Raw genomic sequence first — 16,666 nt, forward strand, 5'->3', positions numbered from 1 at the left:
ATTGCCTTAAGCACACTTTTATAATAATGTGAGAAACAGTATAAATGCTTTAGCTCATTTGGTGCACTATTTTTAGATTAGACAAACAAGGAGGATACGTGTATGCTCTTTTTTAATATTAAAACTAAGCTGTTTCTTGTTCTTGTTCTCGTATCCATCGTGCCTATTATTGTCGTTACTGTCAGTTCTTATCGCAGCTATACCCGGCTTGTCAATGAACAGACCTCCCTTGTTGCATCCACAACGATCAACAACTCGGTAAAAAGCATTGAGGAAATCTTGAAAAATATTGACCGGATCTCAATTACTGTGCAGCAGCAGTCATCCACTGCAACCGCTTACAGTACAGTCAGCGATGAGCTGAGGAAGCTGCAAAATACGAACAACCAATACGAGATTTTCATTACGAGAGCCAAGCTGAAGCTGATTTTCGAAAATATTTTACTGGGTTATAATTACATTAATGGAATTTACCTATTCACGCCCGACGGAAAATTCATTAGCTACGGAAATGGAACAGACTTAATGGTTGATTACATTCCCTTCAACGACGAATGGTACAAGCAGACCGTTGCAAGCAAAGGAGAGCTTTACATCGGCGATGTTGGTGTAAAGCCCTATATCATTAATGCCAAATCTTCAATCGGTTTTTCAAGGTCGCTTTTTGATCCCAATTCCAATGAATTTTTAGGCGTTTTTATGCTGGATTGCAGCATGGACATTTTTGCAGGCTTAAACAGGAATCCAGCCCCAAGCATATCAAATATTTATTTAGCAAATGAGCAGGGGAAAATATTATATGACGGCACTAATCGTGACATTGGTCAATATTTGCCGGATGGACTGCTCCGCAAGTCTATGGCGATGACGGGCTCTAAGCAGCAATTCACAGATTCCAAAAGCTTAACAGTCATTCAAGCTGTACCAAGCAATAATTGGAAGGTCATTGCCAATATTTCGGTCGCCAAAGTGTATGAACAATACGGCATATCGCAAAAGCTGATCATTTATGTATCGGCCTCCTGCGCCATTATCTTTCTACTTCTTTCCTTCTTCCTCTCTAATTTAATTACAAAGCCGATCATTCAATTAACAAAGCTGATGCGCAAAAACAAATCGCAGCGCTTCGTCATGATTGAAGCCGACAAAAAAAGAGTCGATGAAATTGGGATTCTGTATTATGAGTACGGCAAGATGATGAAGGATATTGATACCCATATTCGCGAGAGCTACCAAAATCGCATTTTGACCATGGATTCGCAAATGAAGGCGCTGGAAGCTCAAATCAACTCACATTTCTTGTACAACACGCTTGAATCAATCAATAGCATTGCAGAAATCGAAGAAGTCGAAAGCATCGTTGTTATGACCAAAGCTTTAGGTGATATGTTTAGGTACAGTATTAAAACCGATAGCGAGCTGGTTGCCGCTGCCGAGGAAATCCAGCACGTGGACAATTATATGGCAATTCAGCAAATCCGTTATAGCGAAAAAATTGCATTTACAAAAGAAATTGAAGAACAAGTACTGCAAACCAAAATGTTGAAGCTGATTCTGCAGCCACTCGTGGAAAACGCGATTTATCACGGCCTTGAGAACAAGCGTGGCAAAGGTCGAATCACGATCAAGGGTTATCAGCACAATGAACTCATAATCTTCGAAATTTGCGATGACGGTGCAGGCATGTCGCAAGAGCAGGTCACGGAGCTACGGAATCTGCTCGCCCAGCCGCCTGAGTTTTCGTCTATTGGGCAGCGTACCAAGCAAAGTATTGGTATAAAGAACGTCCATTCTCGGCTCACTCTTTATTACGGAATCGAAGATGGCGTTACCATTGAAAGCGAAAAAAACATAGGCACAACCATTCAAATCAAAATTCCTTCGAATTGGGAGAAGAGGTGAACGCCAGATGTATTCATTCATTATCGTAGATGATGAGCCCTTAATACGAAAGGGACTACTCAAAAAAATTCAATCCTTCGAGCATAAGCTCACATTCGCCGGAGAGGCCGACAATGGTGCCGATGGGCTGGAATTAATTCAGCACCTAGACCCGGATATTATCTTTACGGATATGCGCATGCCTGAAATGGATGGAAAATCATTAATGAAAATCGTGCATCAGCAATATCCCGACAAAAAAATGATCGTTATTAGCGGACATTCGGACTTTGAATATATGAAAGAAGCGATATCCGCTAAAGTTGTTAGTTATTTGCTGAAACCATTTAGCAGGGAAGAGATTCATCGCACGCTGGAGCAAGCGATCGATGCTATTGAGAAGGAGCGGAACGTCAAGCAGGAGGTAGTACTAAAAGCAGCTGAAAAGGAGCACATCAGTTATCATTCCGATATCCAATCGCTGCTGCATCTCCTAATTGGGATTCAGCAGAAAGATAAGCTGCCCATCTTCCAATCGGCGCGGCTAAAGGAAGTGTCTGCTGCTTCGGCACATATTTTACTGACGCTCTATGCGCCAGCTTCGATTCAACAGCCTATGATCGGGCTTCAGCAGGATTATATTTATATCCCGCATTCCCAAAGCGATAAGCTCGCATTCATCCTTCTATCGTTTACGGAGGAGCGATCAGTCACGACGATGCTTAAGCATGCCGAAAGAACGGCAGCGGAGCTTATCCACACCGTTAGTGTAAGGAAGGGCAGCGAAGGCTGCGTAGGCATAAGTACTGTTGTCCACCATTTAAGTATGCTGCGCCAAGCACACCATGAAACGATTGCCGCATTGGATCAGCGGTCGATTACCGATTTTGGGCGCTGCTATCTTTACAACAAACAAAGACTTTTACCGGATGTTATGCTGTGGGAACGGACTCATGAGCTGCTGTTCCTGATTGAATCAGGTCAAACCGCGAAGGTGAAAGAGCTGGTACTTGATTTTTTCGCCTTTTATATACGACAGCCTGCCGTCTCCCTTGCTCAGCTAAAGGAGCAAAGCAGAGATATGATTCAAGAGGTCAAAAAAATACTTTCGGCCTACCTCCAAACGCATGAAGACGGCTCGCCGTCCTCAAGCCTGGAGTCCGTGCTTAATATTTCTTTTGATCTGATTTCCATTCAGGAGTACCTGCTCACTGTCTTAATGAGTACCGCCGATTTATTGAAGGAAAACTCAGCTTACTCCTCCGAAAACATGATCGATAATATTAAAACGTATATACACAAAAATTACACCAAGGATTTAACACTGGAAAAAATATCATCTCTTTTTTATCTTAATCCAAGCTATTTAAGTTTCCTGTTCAAAGAAAAAACTGCGCAAAATTTTACCGACTATATTAACCAACTGCGCATTGAGCAAGCCAAAACACTATTAAAAAGCACCGATGACAAAATATACAAGGTTGCGAAGCAGCTAGGTTATGATAATCCCAAATACTTTTTTCGGGTATTTAAAAAAATGACAGGCCAGACGCCAGAAGAATTTCGCAAAAGCTAAAGCTAAGTAAGAATAGCCTGCCCTCTCACGAGGTGCAGGCTATTCTCCTATCTCTTAATATTAGGAAATGAGATCGATAATTACGCTGTAGGTACGGATCGCGACAGCAGCCAACTCAGCACGCGTAATCGTGCTTGAAGGCAGCAGTTGCTGCGCCGAATTCCCTTTGAAAATACCGTATTTAACAGCGACCGCCATTGCTGTTCGGTTTTCCTTGGATATGCTCGCAGTATCCGAGAAGCCTTGCAGCAGCTTGCTCACTTCCCCTTCGCTCAGCGTGATGTCGAGACCAGCATACCGAAGGGCATTGACGAGTACGTCAGCCATGCCTTCACGAGACATTGGCGTATCTATCGCTAGTGTTGTGTAGCTAACTAATCTATGCTGACTTGCAGTTCTGACCACTTCATCATACCATTTCACATCCGCTGCGTTTTTTACCGGCGTTATGCCAAGCACGTTAAGTGCTGCCATCAGCGTCTGTGCCTTGGTTGTTGAAGCTCCCGGTTGCATCGTAGATGATGTCACACCATTGATTAAAAGCTGACTGCTTGCTTTGGCAATCTCTGCTGCGTACCACGCTTTAACTGGAACGTCAGTAAACACACGCTCCGATGATACAGTCACATAAGTGCCGCTTAAGGATACAAGCGCTTTGATGATCGACTTACCGCTCGTATCTGTTGTAATTCGGCTCGGCACCGGTGTTAACGTGCCGTCATCGGCAACCATCGCCAGTGCGGTCACCTTTTTGCCTGCTTCAGACTGAATCGAAATCGTTGCTGTTACATAAGAGCCTTTCAAATCCTTTACTTTAATGCCTACTGGCGCCCCAACTACAGTAACGCCCTCAGCCTTGATATTCTTCACCTTAGCAGTATCGGACGCGGTTGCTGCTGTAATCGTAACCGTCTGCTCTATGCTAGGCGTACCAGTGCCAGATGTGTTACCGCCTCCTGATGAAGAATTTGCAATCGTTAGTGTCAACGTATTGCTGTTTGTCAAATTGCCGTCGAAGGAAGCTGCCTTCGATTGGATGGCGATTGTTGCAGCTTTCGCAGTTCCGCTGAACTGCAGCGTGGCTTCTAAGCCAGATGCCGCTGGAGTGACCGAAGCTAACGTTAAGCCGCTGGCAGCAGAAACAATATTCCAATTGTCCAAATTGGAGGCATCTGCACCAAAAGGAGCACCGTCGCTCTTCACAACAACGGCAGGGTTTATTTGGGCAGCAGTAAGCTGACTAGAGCTGCTGATTACGGGTTCACTCTCAAACGCCAAGCTGTCAATACGAAGATCGGCGGCTTTGAACACAACGTAGAGATTGTGCTTGCCCTTCAAGCTCGTGTTGCTCAATTCTGCTTTTACGTCGACATAAGCCAGCTCCGTTACCGGAACAGATGCATTCGCAATCGTATAGGATCTAGGCTTTGTTGCCGGAACCTCAATCATCGCGAGCGGGGCGCTGCTTGGGGAATCCGCGTGTAATGTAATTATTCCTCCCGCTGCGTCAGAAGCTACCGAGGCTTTAACGCTTTTTGCATTTGTCAGATCCACATTCGGCAGCGCTACGTAGGAACCGTTTTGTTTTGAGCGGACGGCATAATAACCTCCGACTACCTTTTTCGCTTTCAGATTTTGCGCAGTGCGTTCTTTAGAAACYTCATGATAGATGACTTCATGGGAGGCATAAGCATGGTCGAACACATTAAACGGTTTATAGACCTGCAGCGGTGCAATCGCATCTCCATTAATTGCAAGGACCTTCTCACCGCGAATGTCCTTGGAGGATGCGCCAACCATTAACGTGTATGCACCATTTTCTACAATGAAGCTATTTTTATTCACGTCCCAGATGCCGAAGTCACCAGGGTCAACAGACAGAGTAACCACTTTACTCTCGCCTGCTGCCAAAGCGATTTTCTCAAACGCGACGAGCTGCTTCTTCGGAGCAGAGCCGCCATAGCCTGATTGATTGTTTTTAATATAAAGCTGAACGACTTCTGAAGTATCGACAACGCCAGCATTTTTCACTTTTACAGAAACGGTAAACGGCTCATTCCCGCTAGCACTCATTGGCACTGCCAAATCGCTGTATATAAAGCTGCTGTAAGAGAGGCCGTATCCGAACGGATACGTAATTGGTGCATCCGTGTACATATAAGTAAGCTTTGACTCCATAGGATCGGCATTCGTCATGTCCAATGTAAAACGCGGATCAATGGTAGCCATTGATGCAGTCTTGTTACCCTCTGGAATAACATATTTATTTATTGCCGGGAAAGCGGACATATCTGAATACCAAGTGGACGTCAGGCGGCCCGTTGGCGCATAATCGCCATAAAGCACCTGAGCCAGTGCCCGTGAATCGTATTGCCCCCCATATGGCTGATACACGATAGCAGAGACATTCGGATTGTTCTGAATTTCCTCAAGCCCAACTGGAAAGCTACTTTTGACAACAACGATCGTCTTCTTGCCTTTCGCCGCGAAAGCAGCAGACACCTTGTCTACAAGCTCGTAATCGGCATCGCCCATGTACAGGCTGGAGCGGTCATTGCCTTCCCCTGCGCTATGGCGCGGGACTGCTCCCACGAATACTACGGCATAATCAGCAGTCGCCGCCCTAGCAACAGCATCCTGTCCGACTTCCTTCACAACCGTTTCTTTAAATTTCACATCTGCACTGCGAATAGCTGCATTCGATTCATTTCCGAGTACCGCAGCTGCTGTTTTCAGCTTGGCATCTGCACCTGCTGTAATAAAACGTCCATTTGAATAATACCAATTTGTAAAATCACCGGAGAAGCCGCTTCTATAGCCATTCGCTACAAGCGATATGGTTTGGTCAGCGTTTTGCTCGATGCGAATTCTTGGCGGGATCGCACTCGTATTCCCAAGCATCGCTGCAAGATCCCAATCATTGTTGGTTAAATTGAGCGTTGTTCCATCCGTATTGCCTACCGCTGCATTATTACTGGCCGGAGATGTCACCCAGCGGTTGTTTTTGAGCGATAGCAAGCTGTACCCTTCTTGTCCCCAATCGAAGACCCGGAATAGCTGGGCAGGATCGGAAACATTAAGCTGGTCCGCTGTCGTTACTAGCTGAGCTCCTCCCGTATTAGCTGCAGGATCATACACATTAGCGGTAACGGTCTGATTATTATTCATTGCAGTAAGTGCGATAACCTTGCTCGCTGAATCGTAAGTAACATGGTTAGATCCATTCGCATTAATAATCGCGAGCAGCGGAGATACGCCCGATTCAGGAAGCGCAGGAGTTGTTCCTACTGAATAAGTCGTTTTAAATCTCGCATCTGCGTAGATACCGGATACCGCTGCATTTTTATTTTTGGCCAGCGGCAGAATACCGTCATTTTTCAATAAAACAATGCTCTCTTGCGCTGCTTGAAGTGCAATTAGCTGATGCTCCGGCAAGCTGTAAGTTGCTGCCGCTGTCGTACGCACATCCTTAGCATCCTGTGCAAACGGATAAAATTTCGGTATTCCGTTTTCATTGACTTCATTAAAAATGCCAACGCGTACCATTTGATTCACATGAGGCCTTGCTGCCTTAATTAAATCCTCTGCGGTAATGCCATACTCCCCTTTATTTACCAGTGCAACCAAATCCGGCACATCGGCAGGCGTCGTACCTGACGGCCTTCCGGCATTCGCTTCAGCCAGCGCCATCAGTACCGTTGCATGCGTACGGTCGACAGCATAATTAGTATCATAGCCGTTGCTTAAATTGCCTGAACTCGATACATGGGCATCCGCGTTAAAGTCTGGCGAGCTGTAAACGCCGTACTTCGAGAAATCATTCGCATGCAGCTGCAGGGGAGATAAAATATTCGGTATCCCATTCGTACGGCCATATGAAGTCATAACACCTGCAATTGAGCCCGATTCCAGACCCTTAAGTGGGCTGCGTGTCTGGTACTCGAACATCGCTCTTGCCCCGGCGCTATTGTTTGAAGTCTCACGGAACCATTGCGCGTTATAAACAGAATAATGCTTGGTACCGACAGCTGCACGCATCCAGAATCCGTCATCGCTTGCCGCTTGGTCTATGCCGCTAAGTCCCGAAGCCATCTTATCTATTAATGTCCCTGCCATGTAAGGATCTTCAGAATAGCCCTCGTCGAATCTTCCGCTTAAAGGGTTGATACGCATGTCGCTGACCACTGTAAAAGCAACAGTAGCCGATGCATTCGTACCGCCATGAATATTGGACTCTCCTTGTTTTACTTTAAGTAAACTGATTTTTTCACTGCCCACTACCTTCCCTATATTGGAGAGCAGCTCCTTGTTCCAGGATTGTCCCATGCCTACCAGCGCTGGGAAATCCGTTGACACCCCTTGCACATTATCCGCGGCCGCAAGTGCGCCAGGAATGATTTTCCCGGCATTTCGCCCTTGTGTCAGCGTATAATGATTGCGTGAGCCTGTTACATAAACAGCGGGTCCCTCGAGCCCCGTATAATCAAAATACGTATCCACATACGCATCCAAATGCTCCGGATTGCCATCAAATAACGGCATCCCGTCAAAGACTCCTCCGTTCTGCGTTTTAAATACAACATTTGCTGCTGCTTGAACTGGCTGGACGGCGTTTGCAGTTATGCTTGTGGCAAGAACCCCTGCAAGCACCAAAGACAGCATTTTCTTACCCCTTCTATGCTGGGTTTTGTAGTTCATTTTTTCGCTCCCTCTCTTCTCTCATTTTTTTGCAATCGCTTTCAATAGTGACCCAAGCTCATTATACAATTGCCAAGAGTACACTTTGTTTCTACCTTTTGGTGCAGTAATTTTAGATTTTCAGTTCAGTAGAACCACCAACCCCCGAGGCACTCCCCACCTCTTCCATCCGGGTTTCATAACCATATCTTTCTACAACATGCTGAAAAAGTTGCTTTTTCATTCGAATACTCGAAAACAAGATATGAAATTTGATGATAATACGACTATGCAAAAAGCTCATTGTCAGTGTTCTACAATTAACATAATGTCTCGTGGAAAAGTTAGTCCTAGGCATGTTCTGCACTTTTCGTTGTGCATTGTGTTTTTCTATGTGCCAGGTACCTCGCTTACGAACCTAGCAGCTCTTATTTCGCCAATTTATTAACGATTAGAAGTTTAACGAACTCCAGAATCATTATTTGTTGAAAAACAACGCAAAACACCCCAAACAGCATGCAATAACGCTAATACGATTCGCTAAAACGTAAGAATATTAGTTTTCTTCATAATAAGCGTCATACTGTTCGTTAGAATCGCAAGCACACAGTCATCACTTAAATGCCAATTCGACAGCAAATCAGCATATTTAAATTGTAAGTGATAATGGTTATCAATTATAATGGTGAGATCGTATAGCTCTAACGTACTTCTCCCCGTTTATACGAATCCAATCTTACAGGGAGAAGGATTGGAGATGAAAGCATTATGAAACTGGAAGAACATATTTTGTTATGGAATCATGCAGCTGTAAAAATATTGGACATACGTCACGTTATTATGGAACCAGGCGAGCTGCTTGAGTCTTATCTGCTGCCGGCAAGCAGCTTTATTTATGGTGTTCGAGGTTCAGCAACTCTACAGCTCGACGGCAATAAGCATGAAGCAAGGCGCTTTCATATGCTGCATGGCGGTAAAGGGATGCGCCTAGATATAGAGGCAAAGGAAGAATTTGAATATTATCAACTGTTTTACAAAACCGGGTATGCATTCACGGGCCGGAAAGAGCTTACACAATTAATGGAGCGCTATAATCCTTTTTCGCTCCAATATGCCTTTCGGCCAGAGGAGCCGCTCGCTCTGCTCCGCTGCCTCACCCTTATGAGAAATATATGGCAAGGTGCGCATAGTTTGGATCAGCTTCATATTAAGGGACTCTTTTATCAGTTTCTGCATGAGCTTCTTCGTCAAATGGATACTCAAGGGATTGATGCGCGCAAACCGGATCTTGTATCACAAGCCATAAGGTACATAGATGAACATTATCAAAAGAGCCTAACACTGGAATCAATTGCTGATACGCTGAATTACAGCCCACGTCATCTATCCATGCGGTTTAAGGAAGAAAAAGGGGCCGGTCCGATCCATTATTTAATTCAGGTTCGGGTAGCTCACGCCATCGAATTACTGCTTGGTACAGATGCTGATATGCAGGAAATCGCAAGGGAAATCGGCTATTCAGATGTCTATTATTTCAGCCGAATTTTCAAAAAATATACGGGATTGTCACCGCTTCACTTTCGGACATCAGAGCGGCAGCGACGAAAAATAGATGATTATCCATTTAATTTAACCAGATTATCCATTGGATCAGGCGGGATGAGGCGTTATATTGGTAACGATGATGATAATCATTATCAATATAAACGTGGAGGGTCTATACAAATGAAAAGACACACAAAACCTGGATTAGCTGTGAGCATATTGCTCAGTTTAATGCTACTGCTAGGAGCTTGCTCAGCAGGCGGAACGAATACCGGCAATTCTTCTTCGACTACTACAAATACCGCAGCTGCATCCAATGCCGCTCAAAATACGAATGGTACCGCTGGCGATAACAATCAAGCAAGTAAATCAACACGTATCGTGTCTACTGTAATGGGTGATGTTGAGGTTCCAGCTGAACCTAAACGTGTAGTCGTGCTTTATTTGCTAGGTGACGTCGTTGCTATGGGAATTAAGCCAGTTGGTGTGTCCGATGTATTCGAAGGGGCTGCTTTTGAAAAGGATCTTGCAGGGGTGAAAATGCTGGGCAGTTGGTTTGAGCCGAACCCAGAAGCCATTATGGCGCTTGAGCCAGATCTCATTATTGTCCCTTCTGAGGATACGTATAAGAAATTAAGCCAAATTGCACCAACCATTCTTGTTCCAAATGAAAAAATGACTACGGATGAAAGACTTGCTTTGCTGGGCCAAACCTTCGGTAAGGAGCAGGAAACGCAAACCCTCCTTGACAACTTTAATACGAAGGTAAAAGAAAGCAAAGAGAAGCTCGCAGCAGCTGGCGTACTGGACAAAACGGTAACGATTATTGAAGGCGGAAAAAAGGAAATGTCGGTCGTAACCGGCAAGCAATTTGGACGCGGCTCTCAAATTATTTATGAATATTTAGGCATGAAAGCGCCAGAGATCATTCAGAAAAAAATTGATGGATCAACGGATGAAGAAGGTGATACCGTTTCTATGGAAGTCCTTCCAGAGTATATTGGCGATTATGTTGTCCGTTCTTCCTATGAAGGAATGGATGATTTGACTGGCAATCCAATTTGGAATAGCATTCCAGCTGTCAAAGAAGGCAGAATGATCGAGCTGAGCTTTAACCTCTCATATTACAGTGATATCTATTCCCTTGATGAACAGCTTGACTTTATCGTCGAACAGTTGCTGGCCACAGCAACAAAAAACTAAACCGGCATGGTCTACGTAAAAGAGCAGCTGGCTTCAAAAAGCCAGCCTACAAACACTTATTTTGCTACCATTATGCTCGTTGGATGCCTGTTAGTGCTGTTGGCTGCTGCTGCGTCCATTTCGTTCGGAGCTGCTCGAATGGACCTATCAACGGCATGGAGCGCTGTCTTTTCTTTTGATCAAAAGCTAACTGAACACCAAATTATTCGTTTCCTGCGGTTCCCCCGAACCATTGCAGATATCATCGTTGGTTCCAGCCTTGCGGTCGCAGGAGCGATTATGCAAGGAAGCACACGCAATCCGCTGGCTGATTCAGGGTTGATGGGAATAAACGCAGGAGCCGCCTTAGCTATGGCGATTGCATTAGCATTTATGCCGGGGAGCCAATATAGCGTGCTGCTATTGGTATGCTTCATCGGAGCCGGCCTTGGCGCAGGGTTAACGTATTTAACCGCTTCTCTGAGCCGCAAGGGCATGTCACCTCAGCGGCTAGTGCTTGCGGGCATGTCAATCACACTGCTTTTTGGAGCAATTGGTACATTTATCTCTATTAATTTTAATATCGGTCAAGCTCTCTCCTACTGGACGTCAGGTAGCGTTGCTGGGGCTACTTGGGCGGAGCTCGCACTGACTGCCCCTTGGTTTGTGATAGGTTTAGCACTATCGATAGGACTCGCGCGCTCTATTACTATCCTGAACCTAGGCGAGGAAATTGCGCGGGGCGTGGGACAGCGAACTGTAGTCGTCAAGCTCCTCTCTTCCCTTGCGGTTCTTCTATTGGCCGGTGTATCAGTTGTGCTCGTAGGCCCGGTCGGATTCGTAGGACTCATTGTTCCGCATATGATGCGGTTCATGGTTGGGGTCGATTATCGGTATATCATTCCTGCCTCGGCTGTATATGGCGGACTGTTTATGCTAATCGCCGATCTAATCGGCCGTTTGGTCAACCGTCCGAACGAAATGGCGCTTGGCATTATTTTCGCCATTGTCGGCGTTCCTTTCTTCTTGTTGATTTCTCGCAGGGAAAGGAGAGCGTTTGAATGAGGCAGCAACTATTACACGGAAGAAGAAGTCTGCTGCTAGCAGGGCTGCTGGTGATGCTAATTGCTGGTATTCTTATCAGCATGAATACAGGGAAGATGGCGCTTCACCCCGGAGAGGTGCTGAACACTTTATTTGGACAAGGCACGGAGAGACAAAATCTTGTCGTGTTCAAGTTTCGGCTGCCGCGCATCGTATTGGCTGCGCTTGTAGGCATGGGAATGGCGATCTCTGGAGCTGTTCTCCAAGGACTTCTGCGCAACGATCTCGCTGATCCAGGGATGCTCGGTATCAACGCCGGTTCAGGGCTCATGGTTCTACTGTTCATTACGCTATTCGGCCTTTCTGGATTATCATCTGCCTTCCTGCTACCCGTCATGGCGTTTGTTGGGGGATTGCTGGCTGCACTGTTGATTTATATTCTTGCCTATAGGTCACGAAGCGATCCTTCTTCCACTCGTCTCGTACTGACAGGAGCTGCAATAAATGTCGGCCTCAGCGCCTTAACCCTGTTTCTGACGCTCAAGCTGGATGACGAGCAGTATGTCTTCGCTCAGAAATGGCAGGCTGGTTATTTATGGGGGACGGAATGGCAATATATTGCGCTTCTTGCCCCATGGGTGCTAATACTTGTGTCGTATATCTGGTACAAATCATTAGTGCTCAATACATTGAATCTTGGCACTGAGATTGCTACTGGCGTAGGCGCTCACGTTAAAAAAGAATTTCTAGGGCTCGTCCTAGCCGCGGTCGCCATTGCATCGGGATGCGTCGCACTCGGAGGCTCAATCGTCTTCCTCGGGCTGATCAGTCCTCATATTGCACGCAAACTTGTTGGTCCAGACCATAAGCTATTGCTTCCTGCTTCAGCGCTCATTGGCGGCATTATTATGGTTGCGGCCGATACGATTGCCCGCACCGTTAGTTTTGGAGCTGATATTCCAGCAGGTATTATCGTTACGATCCTAAGCGTCCCTTATTTCCTATATTTATTGATGCGATAAACATGGTAAAGAAAATCGAATGTAATCAGATACATTTCCCCCTGATGTAAAGAAAGGAAGACCTCGGCCTACTAGGCTCGAGGTCTTCCTTTCTTCTTCAATCAATCATGACTCAGACATATCTACTAAATTTCCTCCTGCGACGCATCGCTCTTTCCGAATCGGATATTGTTAGCTATCGTATCCTGAAACAAATACACATCCTGAAATACCATCGAAACCTTGCGTCATAAATCGTTCGGCCCTGTGAAGACAAGTAGCCTGCTGGCCCTAAAGACAAACCATATATGTTAGAAAATAAAATAATCGATAATGATTCTCATTTACTTATACAGTATATCAAAACTAACTACCTATGAGAACATATTCTACTAAGTTAGCTTAATGAACATAACTAGAAGCACCTTTGCCGCTGTTTTTTTGATATTTTCCCAAGCTGCCAATCGTATACATTACTCGCTTCAATCATAAAAATAGCCAAAATATGTTAAAGGAAAAACGCGTATTATGTCGAATTTCAATGTATGATGATACAGCTGAAAAATAAAATCACCTTCAAATATGTAGCTATTATTCTATTGTTTCTTAGCATTCTTCTTGCCCTGCGATGGACATGGTCTGAACTATTTTCTACAGCGGAGCACCCTCGTGCTGTAAATGGCGTACTCGACATGCGCGGCTGGGACTTTAACAACTCAGCTACCATTCCATTGGATGGCCAATGGGAGTTTTACCCTGCAAAATTAATCCATCATCAGGATGTTCAGCCGCTGCAAAACCAGTTCCGCTATATTCAGGTTCCAGGTGACTGGGGCAGTGTGCTGACCAAAGAGGCAGACACCTCTATCGGGTACGGAACGTACCGATTGCGTATTCTGATCGATCCGCTAGAGCAGCCTGTTGCATTTTGGCTGCAAAAAATACAAGCCTCATCAGGCGTAGAATTAAATGGACTTGTTGAGAACGACTTCGGAAAACCTGCCGAAAATGCTGAGGAGTACAAGCCCAAGAAAATCTCCTACACCGCTTCTTACTCTGTAAAAGGCACCAAAGAGCTTGAACTGCTCATTCGTGTTGCTAACTATGACGATGCTTACAACGGGGGAATTTTACACTCCATTCAATTTGGTTCACAAGCAGCGATTGATTATGTGCGATGGTACTCTATCGGCTTTCAGCTCGTCATATTTGTTGTTTTGCTGCTTCACGGCTTGTATGCTACTATCCTTTTCTTATTCAATCCTAAAGAAAAAAGTTTGCTTATCGTTGGTTTATTAACGCTCGCTACCGGTATTACGATCGTCGTCGGCCATGACAACCTGCTCTTGTTATGGCTGCCACTCAACTATACATGGGCGCTGAAGCTCAGGCTGCTCTCTCTGCTTTGGCATTCCTTTTTTATTTTTCTACTATTTAGAAGATTGTCTTCGGCTCCTCCGAAGAACCGCTGGCTGGGAGCATTCACTGCAGCGCTCATTTTTTATTCTGTGTTTCTAATTGTCGCAAACGCACCGCTTGTAAATGAATCGGTAGCATTAAAAATATTTTCTTTTTTTTATCTATTGCCCTTTGCTTGGTTCGTTTATATAACAGGAACGATGGTCTTAAGGAAGCAAACAGACAACAACGACGTCGTCTTCCTGTTGTTATCTGCTGCAGGCGTTATGTCCAGCTTTCTGTGGAGCTTAATCAACTCAAATAGCCAGGTTTCGGTTGTATATTATCCAATAGATATCATAGCAGCTATCATTGGTTTTTCTACGTACTGGTTAAAGCAATTTTTCCGTAACTCGAAGGAAAACAAAGAGCTGAACGAACAGTTAAAAAAGGCTGACAAGCTGAAAGACCAATTTCTTGCCAATACTTCACATGAACTGCGAACGCCGCTGCACGGTATTATGAATATTGCTCAAACCGTTGTAACGAAAGAGAAAGGGCAAATGAATACAAAAAGCGTTAACGATATGGAGCTGCTTATAAGAATAAGCCGCCGTATGTCGCATATGCTCGGTGATCTTCTAGATGTAGCAAGGCTGAAGGAACACCGAATCGTGCTGCAGCAGGAGCCTTTACAAATTCAATCCATCGTGCCTGGCATCGTTAGCATGCTGAAATTTATGATCGAAGGCAAACCGATTCAACTGCATGTGAATATAGCTGAATCGATGCCTTGGGTCATGGCAGATGAGAAAAGGCTTGTACAAATTTTGTACAACTTATTGCACAACGCTCTAAAATACACGGAAGAAGGAACAATTTCCATCTCTACCGAAATTCAGCATGGGAATGCCGTCATTCATGTCTCCGATACCGGAGTCGGCATGAATAAAGAAACGCAGGCGCGCATCTTTCTCCCTTACGAACAAGGCATTTATGGTATCAATGATGGAAGAGGAATCGGGCTTGGTTTAAGCATTTGCAAGCAGTTGGTCGAATTGCATGGCGGAGCACTAACTGTTCGCTCTACACTCGGCAAAGGTTCTGTTTTCAGCTTTCAATTACCGCTTGCCAATATGTCCAGCCTACCTTCAGCACAGCCCTTGCTTCCTATACACCATACAACGGAAGGAACAGAAGAAAGCCATGGTAGATTATTTTTTCCTGACATCACAATCGACGAATTAGCAGCCTCTGCAACCAACCCGCCATTTCTGAATGATGGAAAAATGAATATTCTTGCAGTGGATGACGACCCGGTTAATCTGAATGTGCTTGTTGGCATTTTATCTTCCGAGCCTTATAACATTACAACAGCCAATTCAGCACGTGAAGCGTTAGTGTTGCTAGGCAGTGGGCAGTGGGATCTATTAGTTGCCGATGTTATGATGCCACAGATGTCCGGCTACGAGTTAACGAAGAAGGTACGGGAGCAATACTCTGTATCGGAGCTCCCCATTTTGCTGTTGACTGCCCGAAGTCAGCCTGCTGACATCTATACCGGATTCTCGTCTGGAGCCAATGATTATGTTACCAAGCCTGTAGATGCTCTGGAACTCAAATACCGAATCAGGGCGTTGACCATGCTGAAGCAGTCTATTAATGAACGTTTGCGTTTAGAAGCCGCTTATCTTCAGGCACAAATCCATCCGCATTTTCTGTTCAATACACTTAACTCCTTAATGGCGCTAAGCGATATTGATACTGAAAAGATGCGTAATCTGGGCGATTCTTTTGTATCCTTTTTACGGATTAGCTTTGACTTCTTAAATACAGGGGAGCTTGTTGAGCTCTCTCACGAGCTGGAGCTTGTCAAAGCCTATTTGTATATTGAAAAAGAACGTTTCGAGGACAGGTTGACTGTCGTATGGGAAGTTGATGCCAACATCAGCTTGCTTATCCCGCCTCTTTCTATACAGCCGCTGGTTGAAAATGCGATTAAACATGGGCTTCTTAGTCAGAACAATGGCGGCACGCTGCATATTCGAATCAATCGCCAAGACAGCTTCATACGAGTTGAAGTCATTGATAATGGCATAGGCATGAATGAAGAACAGGTCATTCAACTGCTCAGTCCAACGATGAAAGGAAAAGGCGGAATAGGGATTGCCAATACGAATCGACGATTGACTCAAATGTATGGTCAAGGCTTATCTATAATCAGTAAGCCCAAGGAAGGAACCACCGTGTCGTTTGTCATTCCAAACAATCGCAATCAGCAGGCTATGGATAACGATTGATTTTAGCAGCTGCTAAACAACTTCATCGATACAAAAAAGACGGACAAATGGTTTCTCATTTG

Annotated in this window: 7 protein-coding genes; 6 read left to right on the forward strand and 1 reads right to left on the reverse strand. The window is 45.0% G+C overall.

Annotated features, from left to right (window positions below):
• Positions 1-102: 102 nt before the first annotated feature.
• Together AC1DPK_RS00795 and AC1DPK_RS00800 are read left to right on the forward strand one after the other, a co-directional pair.
• Positions 103-1,902, forward strand: a complete 1,800-nt coding sequence (locus AC1DPK_RS00795) for a cache domain-containing sensor histidine kinase (RefSeq protein ID WP_477508967.1) — start codon at positions 103-105, stop codon at positions 1,900-1,902.
• Positions 1,903-1,909: 7 nt separating this feature from the next.
• Entirely contained in the window at positions 1,910-3,457 is a 1,548-nt protein-coding gene (locus AC1DPK_RS00800) for a response regulator (RefSeq protein WP_477508968.1), read from the forward strand.
• A 60-nt stretch (positions 3,458-3,517) separates the two neighbouring features.
• On the opposite strand, the gene AC1DPK_RS00805 is transcribed toward AC1DPK_RS00800, so the two are convergent.
• The gene (locus AC1DPK_RS00805) at positions 3,518-8,155 is read right to left on the reverse strand and encodes a glycoside hydrolase family 3 C-terminal domain-containing protein (protein WP_477508969.1); all 4,638 of its coding nucleotides are present in this window, start codon (positions 8,153-8,155) and stop codon (positions 3,518-3,520) included.
• A gap of 747 nt (positions 8,156-8,902) precedes the next feature.
• Here AC1DPK_RS00805 and AC1DPK_RS00810 point away from each other — a divergent pair.
• From AC1DPK_RS00810 to AC1DPK_RS00825, 4 genes are all read left to right on the forward strand, one after another.
• On the forward strand, positions 8,903-10,882 hold the full coding sequence (locus AC1DPK_RS00810; RefSeq protein WP_477508970.1) for an AraC family transcriptional regulator: 1,980 nt from the start codon (positions 8,903-8,905) through the stop codon (positions 10,880-10,882).
• A 6-nt stretch (positions 10,883-10,888) separates the two neighbouring features.
• A complete protein-coding gene (locus AC1DPK_RS00815; protein WP_477508971.1) occupies positions 10,889-11,926 on the forward strand; it encodes a FecCD family ABC transporter permease in 1,038 nt (345 codons plus the stop codon).
• Entirely contained in the window at positions 11,923-12,927 is a 1,005-nt protein-coding gene (locus tag AC1DPK_RS00820; RefSeq protein ID WP_477508972.1) for a FecCD family ABC transporter permease, read from the forward strand. The genes AC1DPK_RS00815 and AC1DPK_RS00820 overlap by 4 nt, the downstream gene beginning before the upstream one ends.
• Positions 12,928-13,454: 527 nt before the next feature.
• Positions 13,455-16,604 (forward strand): ATP-binding protein, encoded by a 3,150-nt coding sequence (locus AC1DPK_RS00825; protein WP_477509121.1) that lies wholly within the window; start codon positions 13,455-13,457, stop codon positions 16,602-16,604.
• Positions 16,605-16,666: the final 62 nt, after the last annotated feature.

The organism is Paenibacillus sp. 01T424, assembly GCF_056398745.1.